The sequence below is a fragment of the Mesorhizobium sp. WSM4816 genome (genome assembly GCF_055811535.1).
Genome location: NZ_JBVVQR010000026.1, coordinates 23,055 through 38,892 on the forward strand (window position 1 = coordinate 23,055; position 15,838 = coordinate 38,892).

Consider the following 15,838-nt stretch of genomic DNA (forward strand, 5'->3'; position numbering starts at 1 on the left):
GGTGTACAACGGTTGTATGCTATTTTCAAGTGACTATTTCCAATACGTCATTTGGTTTCGCTAGATCGAAGCCTTGCTGACTAGACAGCGCTCGGCTGGGCGGAAGCCTCATAGACTCGATTGCCGAAGCCATACTTTGAAGCGATATATGCCTGTAGCCACTCGCGGCCCGACCGTCGCTATGTCCCTGGATTGCATCCGCGACGCTATCTGGAATCCCGATTCTCGCCGCTTCAGATTTGAACCAATGACGGAGGGCATGATTAGGAGCCTTCCGCGGATCGGTGAAACCGTTCTCGCGGATCCAAGCCGCAAGCCGGTTTGACAAACCCTTGGATGCGTGCTTGCGCTTAGGGTCTCCGGATGTCCGGTTGTAGAACAGGGGACCGTCACCGCGTGACTTCACGAAATCCAGGAAGCCGTCGGCGATCAGCTTCGAGTGAGTGGGGACGTAGCGTTCGCTCTCCACGTTCTTGATGCTTCCGCCGTCGATGGCAGGCGCGATCTTCACGACATAGATGCCTTCGAGTTCGAGAACATGACTTCCGTGCAGCTGCGCGACCTCACCAATGCGGGAGCCGGTCGAAACCGCAAGCCAAGGCAACCAACGCTTCCACGGCTCCGTTGCCGCCGAGGCCAGTTCCAAGATGCGCGCGACCTCTGCATTGTCATAGCCGAGCATCTTTTTGCCCGCCTTGGCCTTGCGTGCGACCTTGACGCCCTCTGCTGGATCGTTTTCCGCCAGCTTGTTGGCTACGGCGAAGCGGAACAGCACGCGAGCGCAAGCCAGGTACCCGTTGCCGATCGTCTTGGCGGATTTTCCGGATTTTACGAGCTTGTCCTTCCAAGCGACGATGTCGTCGCTGTCGATGGAGCGGATGTCGGCCGCCTTCCGCCCGAGGTGCGCCTTCAGGTTCTTGACTACGCCGCGCCAGGTGGAAAGCGTGCTTGCACTGGGATCGCCTTCCTGCTCCCAGCGCTGGAAGAGCTCGTCGAGCGAGATTTGGGGCGCAAGGACACCGCTCTGACCGAACAAATGCGGCTCGTTGGTAGAGCGTCCGGCGCCAGCGTGTTCGACCGCGAGGCGCGGAAACTCATGGAAGGCGATATCCTCCTCCGCTGCCTGAAGGATTCGAAGCTCTTCCGCCAGAAGGAGCCGCGCAAAGACGATTCTCGGCCCGCTGGCCAACTGCGGATACAGCGTCGATGCGAGGGGTATGAACTCGGCAAGGTTGCCGGTCACGCGCATTCTCACCAGGTCATTGATGCGTTTGCGCAGCCGGAATCTCTGCAGGAAGCGATGACCGCCTCAAGGTCGCCTTCCGCAACCAGTCGATCGTAATGCGTAAAGTCATCCGCATTGTCGGCAGGCGATGGCAGTGGAGTCAGTTCGCCACTCCGCAGGCGACCGGGGTCACGGGTCGCGAGTTCAAAGAGCGTGACTTGGTCGATGATCACCTGATCGGCAACCTCGTTCGCGTGCTCCCTTGCTCGCTCCATGAGCTCTGCACGGCCGGGACACGACGGAAGGGCGGGATTCGCTGAAGGATTCTGCTGCCGAAGTCGCTCGAACTTCTCCTCCAGTTCGAGTGTCTTACGAGCCAGCCTGGACCTGGCGATTTTTGGATCTCTGGTACGCAACGAGCTAACAACCGACGTTTTTCCAAACGCGTGCGCTACGTCGGCGGGAACCCAAAGCCGGCAATAATACACGCCGGCCCGAAGCATAATTCGCTCAGGCGTTTTCGCCATGCGATCTAACCCAACTGCTACAATCCCTGTCGCAACTGGGCCAAATTTTAGAGCAGGTTCAAAAAGAAAAACGGAATCAACCCTTTAGGGGTTGATGGTGCCCAGAAGAGGACTCGAACCTCCACTCCTTGCGGAACACGGACCTGAACCGTGCGCGTCTACCAATTCCGCCATCTGGGCTGGTGCGGGCTCTTTAGGCGGGCAAACGGTGAGTGTCAACGCGCTTTTTTGAAAGCTGCCCCGCCGGCTCAGCCGGCCAGCACTTCCTTGGATGCCACCGTCGAATCGGCGTTGAGCCTGTAGATGACCGGCACGCCGGTGCCGAGCTCCAGCCTGACGATCTCCTCGCCCGACTTGCCGTCCAGCGCCATGATCAGCGCGCGCAGCGAATTGCCATGCGCCGCGACCAGGACTGTGCCGCCGCGCAGCACATGCGGCTGCAGGTCGTGCAGATAATAGGGCCAGACGCGCGCGCCGGTGTCCTTCAGGCTTTCGCCGCCGGGCGGCGGCACGTCGTAGGAGCGGCGCCAGACATGCACCTGCTCCTCGCCCCATTTCTGGCGCGCGTCGTCCTTGTTGAGGCCGGAGAGATCGCCATAGTCGCGCTCGTTCAGCGCCTGGTCGCGAATAGTCTCGAGATCGCTCTGGCCGACGGCGTCGAGAATGTGCTGGCAGGTCTTCTGCGCCCGGATCAGCGACGAGGTGAAGGCGATGTCGAATTTCATGCCGCGCGCCTTCAGCTTGGCGCCCGCCTCCCTGGCCTCGGCGTGGCCCAATTCGGTCAGGTCGACGTCGCGCCAGCCGGTGAAAAGGTTCTTCAGGTTCCATTCGCTCTGGCCATGGCGCACGAGCACGAGAGTTCCCGACATTTTTGCTCCTTAGGTTTGGTGGATGAGATCGTCTCAGGCGAGTCCGAGCACGTCGCGCATCGAATACAGACCCGGCTTCCTGCCGCGCGCCCACAGTGCGGCCTTGACCGCGCCGCGGGCGAAGATCGCCCGGTCCTCGGCGTGATGGGCAAGCGTGATGCGCTCGCCGGTGCCGGCCAGCACGACACTGTGGTCACCGACCACCGAGCCGCCGCGCAGCGTGGCGAAGCCGATCGAGCCGGTCTTGCGCACGCCGGTATGGCCGTCGCGCGACCGCACGCTGTTCCCGTCAAGATCGATGCCGCGCCCGGCGGCGGCGGCTTCACCGAGCAGCAGTGCCGTGCCCGACGGCGCGTCGACCTTGTGCCGGTGGTGCATTTCCAGGATCTCGATGTCGAAATCGTCGGCATCGAGCGCGCGCGCCGCCTGCTCCACCAGCACCGCCAGCAGATTGACGCCGAGGCTCATATTGCCTGACTTGACGATCGTCGCGTGGCGCGCCGCCGCCGCTATCTTTGCATTGTCGTCCGCCGAGCAGCCGGTGGTGCCGATGACATGGGCGACGCGCGCCTGCGCCGCATAGCCGGCGAATTCGACGGTCGCCGCCGGGCTGGTGAAATCGAGGACGCCGTCGGCCCTGGCGAAAGCCGGCAGCGGATCGTCGCCGATCACCACGCCGATAGTGCCGATGCCGGCCAGTTCGCCGGCATCCTTGCCGAGATGCGGCGAGCCGGCCCGCTCGATCGCGCCGGCGACGCGGGCGCCCGGAATGGTGTGGATGGCGCGGATCAGCGCCTGGCCCATGCGACCGGCCGCGCCGACCACCACCAGGTCCATTTCACTGACGGGCGGGTCGTTTGTGGCCGTACCGCTCATAAATTTCTCCCGATCGCTTTTTTCGCGCGCCGCAGCAGAGTTTGGATTGGCTTGCCGTCGTCGACAAGCCCCAACCCCTTGTTGCCCTGCACCCGGTGGAACCGGGCATAGACGCTGTGCGGGTCGGCCATCAGCGAGGCATGCGTGCCTTGCTCGACCAGCCGGCCCCGTTCCAGCACGATGATATGGTCGGCATTGACCACGGTAGACAGCCGGTGCGCAATGACGATGGTCGTGCGCCCCGCCATGATCTGGGTCAGCGCCTGCTGGACGCGCGCTTCCGCTTCGTTGTCGAGCGCCGAGGTCGCCTCGTCGAGCAGCAGGATCGGCGCCTGCCGCACGATGGCGCGAGCGATCGACAGGCGCTGGCGCTGGCCGCCCGACAGCGTCAGGCCGCCTTCGCCGACAGGGGTGTCATAGCCCTGCGGCTGCTGGCGGATGAAGCCATCGGCCTCGGCCTGTTGCGCGGCCAGTTCGATCTCGGCGTCGCTGGCGCTCAGCCGCCCGTAGCGAATGTTGTCGCGAATGCTGCCTTCGAACAGATAGGGCTGCTGCGAGACATAGGCGATGCAGCGGCGCAGCGACTGCTTGGTCACTTCTAAAATGTCCTGGCCGTCGACCTCGATGCTGCCCGCCTCGACATCGTAAAAACGCTGCAGCAGCGCCACCAGCGTCGATTTGCCGGCGCCCGAGGCGCCGACGATGGCCGTCATCTTGCCGGCGGCGGCAACGAAGCTGAGATCCTGCAGCACCGGGGCGTCGGCGACATAGCCGAACGACACATTGTTGAAGCGCACCTCGCCCCGGGTGATCTTCACTTCGGCCGCGCCGGGCGCGTCGCCCTGCTGCGGCTCGAGGTCGAGCAACTCGTAGATCATGCGCGCATTGACCAGCGCCCGTTCCATGCCGACCTGCATGCGCGCCAGCCGCCGGGCCGGGTCGTAGGCAAGCAGCAGTGCGGTGATGAAGGAAAAGACAGCACCGGGCGGCTGGCCGCCGACGGCTGCCCGGTAGCCGGAATAGGCGATGACGCCGGCGACGGCGAAACCGGCCAGCATGTCGGAGATCGGCGATAACCGTTCCGAGACGCGGGCGATGCGGTTTGCCCGCTGCTCGGCGCTGGCGACAAGATCGCTGATGCGGCGCGACAGCTCGTCCTCCAGCGTGAACGCCTTGACGATGGCGATGCCTTGCGTCGCTTCCTGCATGGCGCCGATCAGCCGCGCGTTTATCTGCACGGCTTCGCGAGTGGCGCGCCTTATCCTGCGGGTCAGGTAGACGACGGTGTAGATCAGCGGCGGCCCGATCAGCAGCGACATCAGCGACAGCATCGGATCCTGCCAGATCATGACGCCGATCAGCGCGATCAGCGATACGGCGTCGCGTGCCAACGACGTCAGCGTCATCGACAGCAGGTCGCGGATGCCGTTGACGTTCTCGTTGATCTGGGCGGCCAGCCGTCCCGAGCGCGTGTCGTTGAAGAAATTGATGCCGAGCTTCATCAGATGGGCGAAGATGCGGCGCTGGTAGCGCGCCACCAGATTGTTGCCGATCCTGGCCAGCGTCACCGCCTGGCCGTAGGTGGCCAGCCCGCGCAGCATGAAGGCGCCCAGGATCAACAGGCAGATCAGCGCGATCAGATCGCCGCGCTGCTGGTAGAATATCTGGTCGACGACATCCTTCATGATCCAGGCGGTGAAGGCGGTCGTGGCCGCAACCATCACCAGGCACAGAACGGCCAGAACATAATACCAGCGATAGTCGCGGCCGTTCTCGGCGAGGATGCGGCGGATCACCGCCACGACCTCGCCGGGCCGGGCTTTGGCTTGGTGGTTTGGGGCTTGGTTCAAGTCGGGATCGTTCCGTGATGTCGGTCCGGCTCCGCGGCCGGGTTAATTCGGCAATCCTCTTAGCGCCCCGGTGCCGGCTTGCCTATGGCCGAGGCCGGCAAAAACTCTGTGGGGTCACGCCCGCCAGCGTCGCCCCGCCGTCTGGACGCCGAACAGCGATGGGTTTCTGGCATAGGCGGCAAGGCCGGAAAGCGCTGCCAGCGGATGGGTGATCACATAGACCGGCATGGTGCGCATCAGCTCGCTGTGCGGCGCCTTGTCCTCGAAGGCGGCGCGGAAATTGCCAGTTTTCAGCGCCGGCAGGATTTTCTGCGCGATGCCGCCGGTCAGGAAGACGCCGCCGCGGCTCATGAACACCAGCGCAAGGTCGCCGGCGGTGCGCCCCAGGCAGGTGACGAACAGCGACAGCGCTTCCTCGGCCACCGGATCCGACTTCGCCAGCGCCGCGGCGGTGACCTCGGCCGGCGTGGTCAACGGCGCCGGCTTGCCGTCCGCCTTGGCCACCGCCCGGTAGGCATTGACCAAGCCGCGCCCGGACAGGATCTGTTCGCCGGAGATTCTGCCCTCGAGCTTCTCGATATGCGCAAACACCTGGAAATCGCGCGGCGAACGCGGCCCGAGATCCATGTGACCGCCCTCGCCGGGCACCGGTATCCAGTGGTTCAGCGCGTGCACCAGGCCGGCGACGCCAAGCCCGGTTCCGGGGCCAAGCACCACGCGCCCGGCATTGGGCTCCGGCGCATCGCCGCCGATCTTTTCCATATGCTCTTCGCCGAGTGCCACGACGGCCAGCGCTTGCGCCTCGAAATCATTGAGCACCACGACGTCGCCGAGGCCGAGGCTGGCAAACATTTTTTTCGGCTTGACGATCCACGGGCAGTTGGTGAGCGGGATCTCGTCGCTGTCGACCGGGCCGGCCACCGCCAGCACGGCGGAGTTGGGCCGCACCGACGAGCGGTCGAGCACCGCCGCCTGGATCGCTGAGTCGATGGTGTTGAAATTGGCGGTCTGGACGATCTGCGGTTCGGTTGGTTCCGAATCCGCGTCGAGCACCATCGAAAAGCGCGCATTGGTGCCGCCGATGTCGCCGATCAGGACCGGAAACTGCAGCACTGTGTCGTCGTCGCCTGGCATGCTCTCGTCCGTCCCGGTTCCCAGTGGCGTTCCGCCGTTCTTTTGTTGACTAGCGCATGACCCGGGAAAGGGAAAGTCGCTTCAGGGTCAGTTCCGGAGCAACCTCATTCAGCGGGCGCCGCCCCTCACCTGCCTGCCGGCATCCTCTCCCCGTATAGTGACGGGAAGAGGGACGCTCTCATCGATGGTTTCGCCAATCTCCAACGCTGCAAGAACGGCGCCAAGGCAGCGGCCAGCCCTTTCTCCCCGTCACTATACGGGGAGAAATGCCCGGCAGGGCAATGAGGGGCGGCGCCGACCGCAACAGTTGGTTGTCTCCAACATTAGCTGGCCTCAGTACCCCGGCCGGGGTCGCGGCAGCGGAATGCCGATCTCGGGCGTTTCGGCGTAGGCGTTGGCCGTGGCCGGGAGGGCTGCCGCGCCGCTTGCCGATGCCCGCGCCGGCGACGGAGCCTTGGTGAGAACTGGTGCAGCCGCGACCGGCACGCCGTCCTCGCCATAATAGTCGCCATAATAGGTGACCGCCTCCGCCGAAGCCGGATTTGGCCCGTCGAGCACGGCCTGGCATGCTGCGGGCAGGCTCGCCATCGTCATCAGGTCGCGCGCTTTCGGCCTGTCCGGGTTCTTGTTGGGGCGCCACGGCTCCTCGGTGAACCACCATGCCAGCGACTGGTCGCAGCCGTCGCCTGGCGCGGTGTTTTCCTGCGCCTTGCATTTGGGCGAGCCGGGCTGGCAGCCGATGCGGATGTGGAAGTGATAGTCGTGGCCCCAGAACGGCCTGACCTTGCGCAGCCATCCACGGTCGCCTTTCACCGTGTCGCAGAGCTTCTTCTTGATGCCGGGATTGACCAGGATTCGCTCGACTTCCGCATAACTTGCCGCGCGCTTCAGCAGCCGCGTATGCTCCGGTGCCCAGAGCGCATCTTTCACCAAATGGGTCTTTTCGTCGACAAGCAAGGTGGCGCTCATGTTTTCGCGCTGCTCGAGCGAAAGCTTGCGGTCGGGCATTGGCGTCAGCCAGATGTCGGCGTCGAGGCCGATCTGGTGCGAGGCATGGCCGGTCAGCATCGGGCCGCCTCGCGGCTGCGAAATGTCGCCGACCAAAAGGCCGGGCCAGCCATCGGCCGCGGCGTCGCGCGACAGTTTCTCGATCAGCGCGATCATCGTCGGATGGCCCCAGCGGCGGTTGCGCGAAGGCCGCATCACCTCCCATTTCGGGCCGTTCAGGGGCATGGCGACGCCGCCGGCAAAGCAGCCCTTGGAATAAAAACCGATCGACTGCGGCGCAGCCACGGCCGGCAGCTTTTTGGCGCCGAACAGGTTTTTCGCCAGCTCTTCGGCCGTCGCAGGTCGCGCTGCAAGCCCCGCCAAGGCGAGGACGGCGAGTGCTGCTAATGCATGTCGCCCAAAAGTGCGCAGCGGTTTTGGGACAACGACATGCATAAACAGAGATCTAAAGCGCGTTGCGACGCGCTTTAGCAGCAGCGATTTGCCGGGCAATGGTCGCTTCAACATCGTCATGAAAGCAGAACCCCTCTGCAAATTGGGTTGAATCATAGCACGCCCGGCGCGCGATTTCGATCACGACCGCTTCATCGGGCTGCGCGCCTCGCCGTCTCGCCAGTTGCCCAAAACCCACATATGGTCGAAGGCCGACCGGTAGTCGGGAAAGCGGAAGCGATAGCCGGCCGCCTTGATCGCCGTGTTGGCGACACGCTTGTTCTCGCCATAGAAGGACCGCGCCATGGGCGAAAGTTGGGCGGTCTCGAACGGAATTTCTGGCGGCGGTGTGACGCCCATCAGCCCTGCGGCATAGGTGACGACGTCCTGCGGCGGCGCCGGCAGGTCGTCGGTGACGTTGAAGATGCCGCCGCTGGTGTGCTTGAGCAGATGCCAAAGCGCCCCCGCAATGTCGTCGCAATGGATGCGGTTGAACACCTGGCCGGGCTTGACCAGCCGCCGCGCGGTGCCGTTTTCCAGATTGACCAGGGCATTGCGGCCCGGCCCGTAGATGCCGGAAAGCCGCAGGATCGCCACCGGCCGGGCGATGTCTCGACCCAGCTTTAGCCAGTCCTGCTCGGCGGCGACACGCAGCATCGAGCGCTTCGACAGCGGCCTGCATTCGGAGGTCTCGTCGACCCAGCCGCCGCCATGGTCGCCGTAGACGCCGACGGTGGAGAGATAGGCGATGCATTCGAGCGCCGGCATCTTCGCGATTGCCTGGCGCGCCGCATTCAGCACCGGGTCGCCGGCCTCTTCCGGCGCCACCGAGACGACGAGGTGGGTTGTTTTCTCGAGCGCGTCGCTGATTTCAAGCGTCAGCGCGCCATCGAAAAGCAGCGGCTGGATTCCGGCTTGCCGCAGCGCTTCGAATTTCTCCGCTGCGCGTGTCGTGCCAAGGATCGTGCCGGCATCCTTGCTGGCGCGGGCAAATGCCTTGCCCGAATAGCCGGCGCCGAAAATGAGGATCTGCTTCTCGCTCATGCATGCGCCTCGATCTGGTTTGCCAGCGCCAGGCGCCATTCGCGTCGCACGGCCTCGTCGCCTTCGGCCTTCACCGCAGCAGTGGCCGATTTGGCGAAATCCGAAGTCGGCACAAGCCGTGACAGCGCCCAAACCGCTGCGCCGCGCACCAGCGGCGAGGTGTCACCGAGCAGCGCACGCACGGCGTTGCCGAGCGAGGGTTCGCCGGAATTGCCGGCGGCGATCAGCACATTGCGGACAAAGCGGTCGCGACCGATGCGCTTGACCGGCGAACCGCTAAAGAACGACCGGAAGGAAGCGTCGTCGAGCGCCAACAGATCGGCGAGCGGCGGCTCGCGCAAGTCCGCGCGGGCGACGAGCTTTGCCTCGGACGCTGCCCGGGCAAACTTGTTCCATGGGCAGGCGGCCAGGCAATCGTCGCAGCCATAGATGCGGTTGCCGATTTTTTCACGGAACTCGAGCGGGATCGGCCCCTTGTTCTCGATGGTGAGGTAGGAGATGCAGCGGCGCGCATCGAGCCGGTAGGGAGCCGGAAAGGCGTCGGTCGGGCAGACGTCGAGACAGGCGCGGCAGGAGCCGCAATGGTCGTCTTCGGGCGTATCGGCTGCAAGCTCGGCCGTCGTGAAGATGGTGCCGAGGAACAGCCAGGAGCCGTGCTCGCGGCTGACCAGATTGGTGTGCTTGCCCTGCCAGCCGAGGCCGGCGGCTTCTGCCAGCGGCTTTTCCATCACCGGGGCGGTGTCGACGAACACTTTTACGTCGCTCCCAGAGTGAGCCACGATCTTGCCGGCGATCTCTTTCAGCCGGCCCTTCATCACATCGTGATAATCGCGGTTCTGCGCATAGACGGAGATCGCGCCGCGCTGGCGCTTGCCCAGCACCGCGCGCGGGTCGTGGTCCGGCCCGTAGTTCATGGCCAGCACGATGATCGAGCGAACCTCGGGCCAAAGCGCCATCGGCTCGGCACGGCGTTCGAGCGTCTCGGCGATCCAACCCATCGAGCCGTGGAAGCCGTCGGCGACGAATGCGGCAAGCCGGGCCGGCGCCTGCGGGATGGCATCGGGCGTGGTGACGGCAACGGCATCGAAACCGGCGCGCCGCGCCTCGCGGTCGATCAGCGCGCGCAAGTTTTGCGCTCTAGAAATCGAGGTCCGCATAATGTGACACCGGCGACAGGCCGCGCACCCGGTCGGACAAAAGCGGCCGGAACGATGGCCGTGATTTCACCCGTGCATACCATTCGCGCGCGGCAGCGTGTTCGCGCCAGTCGATCTCGCCGAGATAGTCGAGCACGGACAGCGCAGCCGCAGCCGCGAGGTCGGCATAGGTGACCTTGCTGCCGGCCAGCCAATGGCGGGTGCCGGCCAGCCAGTTGGTGTATTTCATGTGCTGGCGGATGTTGGCGCGCGCGGCGCGGATCGCCGCCGAATCGGGCGAGCCGCCGCCCGCCGTTTCCGGCATGATCGGCTTCAGCACGCGCTCGCGCACCAGGTGCCGCGTCACCTCGCTATCGGCCTTGCTGAGATACCAGTCGGTCAGCCGGCGGATTTCGGCGCGCTCCATCGGGTCCTCGGCGAACAGCCGCTTGTCGCGCTTGAGCACGCCACGCGTCTCGTCGAGATATTCGCCGATGACCATGGCGCCGACGATCGGCACGTCGCCCTCGGCAAGCAGGATCGGCAGCGTGCCGGCCGGGTTCAGCGCCAGGAACTCCTTGCGCCGCATCCACGGCTTTTCCTCGATCAGCGCCAGTTCCTCGCCATACTCGCCGAAAGCGAGGCGAACGAAGCGGCAGGTGGCGAACATCGGGTGGTGGAAAAGCGTCAGCATGGTCCCGCGATAATAGAGCGCACTGGCAAATCGCCGGCTGCGCCGGTAAGTCTTGGCCGCCCCGATTCAGGGGGCCGCCCCGATTCAAAGGGCCGTCAGGGTGCTGCGACCTATAGGAGGAGTTCCGCGCCATGACAAGCAAGCCGTTCTTCCAAGCTCTCACTCGAACGCCGAGGTTTCCATGGAAAGCCAGACCATTGTCGAAGCGCTGCTGCTCGGCATGATCGAGGGCATGACCGAGTTCATTCCGGTCTCGTCGACCGGCCATATCCTGCTTGCCGGTCATTTTCTCGGCTTCCATTCGACCGGCAAGGCCTTCGAGATCCTGATCCAGCTCGGCGCCATACTGGCGATCCTCAGCGTCTATTTCCATCGCCTGTGGCAGATGCTGGTCGACCTGCCGCGTGATCGGGTGACGCGGCATTTCGTTCTCGGCATCCTCGTCGCCTTTCTGCCGGCGGCCGTCATCGGCGCGCTGGCGCATGGCTTCATCAAGACGGTGCTGTTTGAATCGCCGAGGCTGATCTGCGTCATGCTGATCATCGGCGGCCTGGTCCTGCTGTGGGTGGATCGCTTCAAGCCGAAGCCGCTCTATCACAACGTCGAGCGGTTTCCGCTCCGGCTCTATCTGCAGATCGGACTGTTCCAGTGCCTTTCGCTGATCCCCGGCACGTCGCGTTCCGGTTCGACGATCGTCGGCGCGCTGCTTCTGGGCGTCGACAAACGCGCGGCTGCGGAATTCTCCTTCTTTCTCGCCATGCCGACGATGGTCGGCGCCTTCGCCTTCGACCTGTTCAAGAACCGCAATGTGCTGACCAGCGCCGATCTGCCCATCATCGCCGCCGGTTTCATCGCCGCCTTCGTCGCGGCGCTTATCGTCGTGCGCTTCCTGCTCAACTACGTCTCGCGCCACGGCTATTCGCTGTTCGGCTGGTGGCGGCTGGTTATCGGCACCGTCGGCCTGGCGGCGCTGTTCGTCCGGGGATGAGGCGGCACGCTTATTTTGTCGCCAAGGGCTCTATTTGTTCGTTTGGCCTACCAATGTCGGCTGATGGTGGGGGACGACCAGCGTAGACCCGCCCCTCCAACCCAAGCCGTCATCGCGGGGTCGTTCTCACCCGCTTGAATGCATCTGATGGCCGAATCGACTGTGTTCACCACTCTTCAGAACTTTTTCACGCCGATATCATGACTTCGAACGAGCCCTCGCGTCCTCTCTCCCACGACGTTCCCACACGGTTCGGGCGTCGAACTGAGGAGATAAAGGATGATCAACCGCATCTTGGGAGTTCTCGTGATCGGCGCCGCGACCACCGCGTCCGCTGGTGATGGTCTGAGCCGCCACATTCTCGAACGGGCAGCAAGCTGTTGGCCTACGCAGACGGCGATGCGCGGGATCAGCTTCAGTGCAGATGTCCGCGTCAGTTTCACCCGCGAGGGTCAAGTCAGTGCCATCCAGATCATCGACGTTGCGCCGCAGACCGAGACGTACAAGGGCTTGGCCAGGGATTTCGCGGACGCATTGAAGCGTTGTGGCCCGTACGCCACCGAAGGCATGAGCGAAATGAACCTCAATCTCTCATGGCCTCTGTAAACGCAGCGAAGTGCTGCTACTTCGCGACCGAGAATTCGTAACGCTTGACGCGAGACATAAGTATGTATTCGTTCGGGGCTCCGGGCGTGACGCTCAGGTTGCGGAAGACGGCGCCACAGCCCGTCAGTTTACGCGGATAAGCGGTGCACAGGCTATCGCCCTGCACCCACATTCGACCGGTCACGACCTCCTCACCAACTGTTCGGGTCACGCTGCCGTCTGCCGCAATCACAGCATGGTAAGCCAAGACATCGGGCAGAACCTGGCGTCCCGTCAGCTCGTGTCCGATCATGAGATTGCCGATGTCGACGCCATTCATCCGTTCAGCGGATTCGGGTTCCATTCCGGCAGGAAGCTCAGAAACCCCTGCCTTCCTCAAGCCATCGAGCAGGCGAACGATATCTTCCTGTCGCTTGTAGACGAAGAACTGCTGCGCGATCAGCAGGTTCGGCTGACCCTCCTGCCTTTCCGACAGCACGCTTCGGAGCTGCTCCAGGGCTGAGGCCGCTTCCGGCAGGCGATCGAGATGCGCAAGCGCTGCGACAAGAACATGCAGGCCGTAGAACTTCGTCCAGGGATTGGGCGACCGAACATCGACCTGCTCAAGCTGCGCGACCGCCTCCTCGTAGCGGCCCTGGCCGAACGCCGCCAAGCCAGCCTGATAGTGTCGCCACTCCGTCCACCCGGGATCGACGCGTAGGGCCGCCTCGAGAAAGGTTCGCCCCTCAGCCGGCCTGCCGTTGAAGATGAGGGCCTGGCTCAGCCCTTCGTAGGTCCAGGAATCGCTCGGGTCGAGCGCTATCGCCTTTTGCAGGGCAGCCACCGCCTCGTCGGACCTATGCTCCCGGACCAGAAGCTCGGAAATCAGCTGATAGTAACCGGGCGACGGATTTCCGGCAGCGATGGCCAGATTGCCGTAGAGCTCGTCGTCGATCTCGGTCCAACCAAGCCCTAGGGCCTGTCTCCTCGCGTCGTCGGCATCCCAGTGGAGCCATGCCAATTCCGCGGCCGCCGCGCCGAAATCGGCATCCAGCGCCAGGGCCTGGCGCAGGTAGCGAGATGCGTCCACGGTGCCTGATGGCGTATCCGTTCGTCGCGCCTCGATAGCGCGCCGAAAAGCCTGGTAAGCTTCCGGATCGTCAGTATCGCCGGACACGGCCAGGTTTGCTTTTCCCGGGACGAGCTTTAGCTGCAGCGCGGCGACAATCTGACCGGTCACCTTGTCCTGGAGCTTGAACACATCGCTGAATGGACCTTCGAACCGCTCGGCCCAGATCTGGCCAACCGTCGAGGCATCGACCAAGTGCGCATTGATGCGCACTTCATCGCCGAGACGTCGAACCGAGCCCTCCAGCAGGTAGCGGACGCCGAGCTCTTTCGCGATCTTCGCCGGCGGCAGACCGCTGTTGCGATATGCACGCGCGGCATTGTGCGAGACGACGAACAGGCCGGGAACGCGCGCCAGCTCTGTCGTCAGATCGTCCGCGAAACCGTTGGCAAGATAGGCCTGCTCCTCGGCTTCGCTGAGATTTGCGAACGGCAGAACCGCGATCGAGAGCGAGGTCGGCACTCCCGTATCAAATGTAGGCATCCAGACGAACGCCGCGACTGCGGCAATGATTGCCAGTACAGCGCTTACAAATATCAGGCTTCGCCGGCTTTTGGTCTCGTGCTGGCCAGGAGAGGCAGTGCCGTGAACCTGCGGGTAGCGATCGTGAGGTATGCCGGGCGCTTGGCTTTCGGGGACAAAGCGATATCCCCGTCGCGCGACTGTCTTGAGCAGGCTCTGCTTCTCGTCGCCGATGGCTTTCCTGATTTCGCTGATGCACTGGGAAAGATTCACCTCGACGATCAGCACCAGGTTGCCGCGCCGCGCGATCAGGTCGATCTCGCCGAACCGCGTGCGGTGGCGGCGGGCCAGGATCCGATAGCCCTTCACCATCAACGCCGCCGCAGCCAGCCACTCGCTGCGGTGGCCGCGCCGATAGGCGCGCTGGCGGCTGGCGACCGGGCGTTCAGCCATCGCCGTCTTTCCCGGTGTCGCCGTCTTTGCCGGTGTCCTTGAGTTCGAGCAGCCGCCGGTAAAGCGCCTGCTTCTGGCCGCCGGTCATCTTGGCGGCTTCCGCCGCCGCCTTGGAGGCCGGCATCTCGGCGGCAAGCGAAAGCAGAAGCCGGTCGATGTCCGCCGGCTCGTCGGCCGTTGCGTCCGACGGGCCGACGCAGATGACGATCTCGCCCTTCGGCGTGTCGGCCGCCGCGTAATGATCGGCGAGCGACTGCAAAGTGCCGGTCCGTATCTCCTCGAAGGTCTTGGTCAGCTCGCGGCCGATCGCGGCCTTGCGGGCGCCGCCCAGCGCCTCGCCCATGGCACCGAGCGTCTCGGCCAGCCGGCGCGGCGATTCGAAGAAGATCAGCGTCGCCGGCACGGTTTTAAGCGCTTCCAGCCGGGTCAGCCGCTGGCCGGTCTTCACTGGCAGGAAGCCGGCGAACAGGAAGGCGTCGGAGGGCAGGCCGGAGGCCGTCAGCGCCGCGAGCGGCGCCGACGGGCCGGGGATCGGCACGACGCGAATGCCCTGGTCGAGCGCTTCGCCGACCAGTCGGTAGCCCGGATCGGAGATCAGCGGTGTGCCGGCGTCCGAGATCAGCGCCACGCTCTGCCCTGCCAGCAAGGCTGCGATCAGCTTTGGGCCGGCCTCGCCGGCATTGTGCTCATGATACGCAGTGGTGCGGCGGCGGATGCCGTAGCGGTCGAGCAGCACGCGACTGACACGCGTGTCCTCGCAGGCGACGATGTCGGCGGCGGCGAGCGTTTCAAGCGCGCGTAATGTGATGTCGGCGAGATTGCCGATCGGCGTCGCCACCAGGTAGAGCGCCGGCTCGAGCGGCCGGGCCGGTATCTCGGTCTGGCCGATCACGTAGTTGCGTTTTGCCGACTCGCCGGTCACCGGTGTCCCCCGTCAGGCTCTGACCTTGAATGCATTCGGCCCTGTTTGGCACGGCTCACGCCGGGTTGCAAAACCCATGCCGGAGTGACGCGGCTGTCATGCCTTTGCCACACTGCGGAACGAAACCGTGCCCGGCGGATTTATGCCTGATCTCGGGAGGAGCAGGATGGACAGCCTCAAGATACAAGACGTTTTCGAACCCTACTATGCAGGCCGCAAGCGCTTTGCCGTGCGAAAGGGCAAGGGCCTGCCTGCCAAAGCCGGCGGCGGCTCGGCTAAAAAGCCGCGAAAGCGTCGGCCGTCAAAGGCAACCAAGCTCGAGATCGAGCCCTCGACCGGCACCGGCAGCACGATGGAGCACTGACCAGACGATGCCCAATCGCTTCGACATTTTCATCACCCGCCTTGAAACCAAAAGCTCCCGCAATGGAGCGCCCCCACATCCGACAAGCGATCGATACCGTGCACGCCGCGACAAGGGCGAGGCCAAGCCGGCTCGCGACG

General features: G+C 64.3%; 15 protein-coding genes and 1 tRNA gene. 3 read left to right on the plus strand and 13 right to left on the minus strand.

The annotated features are described in order from the left end of the window. Positions 1–25: 25 nt before the first annotated feature. The 11 genes from AC0L3H_RS23315 to AC0L3H_RS23365 all read right to left on the minus strand — a co-directional run bounded on the left by AC0L3H_RS23315 (position 26) and on the right by AC0L3H_RS23365 (position 10,795). Positions 26–1,243, minus strand: coding sequence for a tyrosine-type recombinase/integrase (locus AC0L3H_RS23315; RefSeq protein WP_473587022.1), 1,218 nt, complete (start codon positions 1,241–1,243; stop codon positions 26–28). 8 nt (positions 1,244–1,251) lie between these two features. Then, on the minus strand, positions 1,252–1,752 hold the full coding sequence (locus AC0L3H_RS23320) for a DUF6538 domain-containing protein (protein WP_473587023.1): 501 nt from the start codon (positions 1,750–1,752) through the stop codon (positions 1,252–1,254). A gap of 95 nt (positions 1,753–1,847) precedes the next feature. Next, positions 1,848–1,932, minus strand: a tRNA-Leu gene (locus tag AC0L3H_RS23325). Positions 1,933–2,000: 68 nt separating this feature from the next. Beyond that, positions 2,001–2,621, minus strand: a complete 621-nt coding sequence (locus AC0L3H_RS23330) for a 2,3-bisphosphoglycerate-dependent phosphoglycerate mutase (RefSeq protein ID WP_236393119.1) — start codon at positions 2,619–2,621, stop codon at positions 2,001–2,003. A gap of 33 nt (positions 2,622–2,654) precedes the next feature. Then, positions 2,655–3,497, minus strand: coding sequence for a 4-hydroxy-tetrahydrodipicolinate reductase (gene dapB, locus AC0L3H_RS23335; RefSeq protein WP_473587024.1), 843 nt, complete (start codon positions 3,495–3,497; stop codon positions 2,655–2,657). Continuing rightward, a complete protein-coding gene (locus AC0L3H_RS23340) occupies positions 3,494–5,347 on the minus strand; it encodes an ABC transporter ATP-binding protein (protein ID WP_473587025.1) in 1,854 nt (617 codons plus the stop codon). The genes dapB and AC0L3H_RS23340 overlap by 4 nt, the downstream gene beginning before the upstream one ends. Positions 5,348–5,461: 114 nt before the next feature. Then, entirely contained in the window at positions 5,462–6,481 is a 1,020-nt protein-coding gene (locus AC0L3H_RS23345; RefSeq protein WP_473587026.1) for a glucokinase, read from the minus strand. A 333-nt stretch (positions 6,482–6,814) separates the two neighbouring features. Next, a complete protein-coding gene (gene mepA / locus AC0L3H_RS23350; protein ID WP_473587027.1) occupies positions 6,815–7,924 on the minus strand; it encodes a penicillin-insensitive murein endopeptidase in 1,110 nt (369 codons plus the stop codon). A gap of 138 nt (positions 7,925–8,062) precedes the next feature. Then, positions 8,063–8,965 (minus strand): SDR family oxidoreductase, encoded by a 903-nt coding sequence (locus tag AC0L3H_RS23355; protein WP_473587028.1) that lies wholly within the window; start codon positions 8,963–8,965, stop codon positions 8,063–8,065. Beyond that, positions 8,962–10,122, minus strand: a complete 1,161-nt coding sequence (queG, locus tag AC0L3H_RS23360; protein WP_473587029.1) for a tRNA epoxyqueuosine(34) reductase QueG — start codon at positions 10,120–10,122, stop codon at positions 8,962–8,964. The genes AC0L3H_RS23355 and queG overlap by 4 nt, the downstream gene beginning before the upstream one ends. Next, positions 10,103–10,795 carry a glutathione S-transferase family protein gene (locus tag AC0L3H_RS23365; protein ID WP_128169289.1) on the minus strand — a complete coding sequence of 231 codons (693 nt, stop codon included), beginning with the start codon at positions 10,793–10,795 and terminating at the stop codon, positions 10,103–10,105. Before AC0L3H_RS23365 ends, queG begins: the two co-directional genes overlap by 20 nt. 181 nt (positions 10,796–10,976) lie before the next feature. Here AC0L3H_RS23365 and AC0L3H_RS23370 point away from each other — a divergent pair, with 181 nt between their 5' ends. Both AC0L3H_RS23370 and AC0L3H_RS23375 read left to right on the plus strand, forming a co-directional pair. Next, positions 10,977–11,783, plus strand: coding sequence for an undecaprenyl-diphosphate phosphatase (locus AC0L3H_RS23370; RefSeq protein WP_473587030.1), 807 nt, complete (start codon positions 10,977–10,979; stop codon positions 11,781–11,783). A 279-nt stretch (positions 11,784–12,062) separates the two neighbouring features. Continuing rightward, positions 12,063–12,389: a hypothetical protein gene (locus tag AC0L3H_RS23375; protein WP_473587031.1), complete on the plus strand. Its 327-nt coding sequence runs from the start codon at positions 12,063–12,065 to the stop codon at positions 12,387–12,389. A 16-nt stretch (positions 12,390–12,405) separates the two neighbouring features. Here AC0L3H_RS23375 and AC0L3H_RS23380 read toward each other — a convergent pair whose 3' ends face one another. Together AC0L3H_RS23380 and rsmI are read right to left on the minus strand one after the other, a co-directional pair. Continuing rightward, entirely contained in the window at positions 12,406–14,412 is a 2,007-nt protein-coding gene (locus AC0L3H_RS23380; protein WP_473587032.1) for a YraN family protein, read from the minus strand. Then, a complete protein-coding gene (rsmI, locus tag AC0L3H_RS23385; protein ID WP_473587033.1) occupies positions 14,405–15,334 on the minus strand; it encodes a 16S rRNA (cytidine(1402)-2'-O)-methyltransferase in 930 nt (309 codons plus the stop codon). Before rsmI ends, AC0L3H_RS23380 begins: the two co-directional genes overlap by 8 nt. A 166-nt stretch (positions 15,335–15,500) precedes the next feature. On the opposite strand from rsmI, the gene AC0L3H_RS23390 reads away from it, so the two are divergent. Beyond that, complete coding sequence (locus AC0L3H_RS23390) at positions 15,501–15,698, plus strand: hypothetical protein (protein ID WP_473587034.1); 198 nt, start codon at positions 15,501–15,503, stop codon at positions 15,696–15,698. Positions 15,699–15,838: the final 140 nt, after the last annotated feature.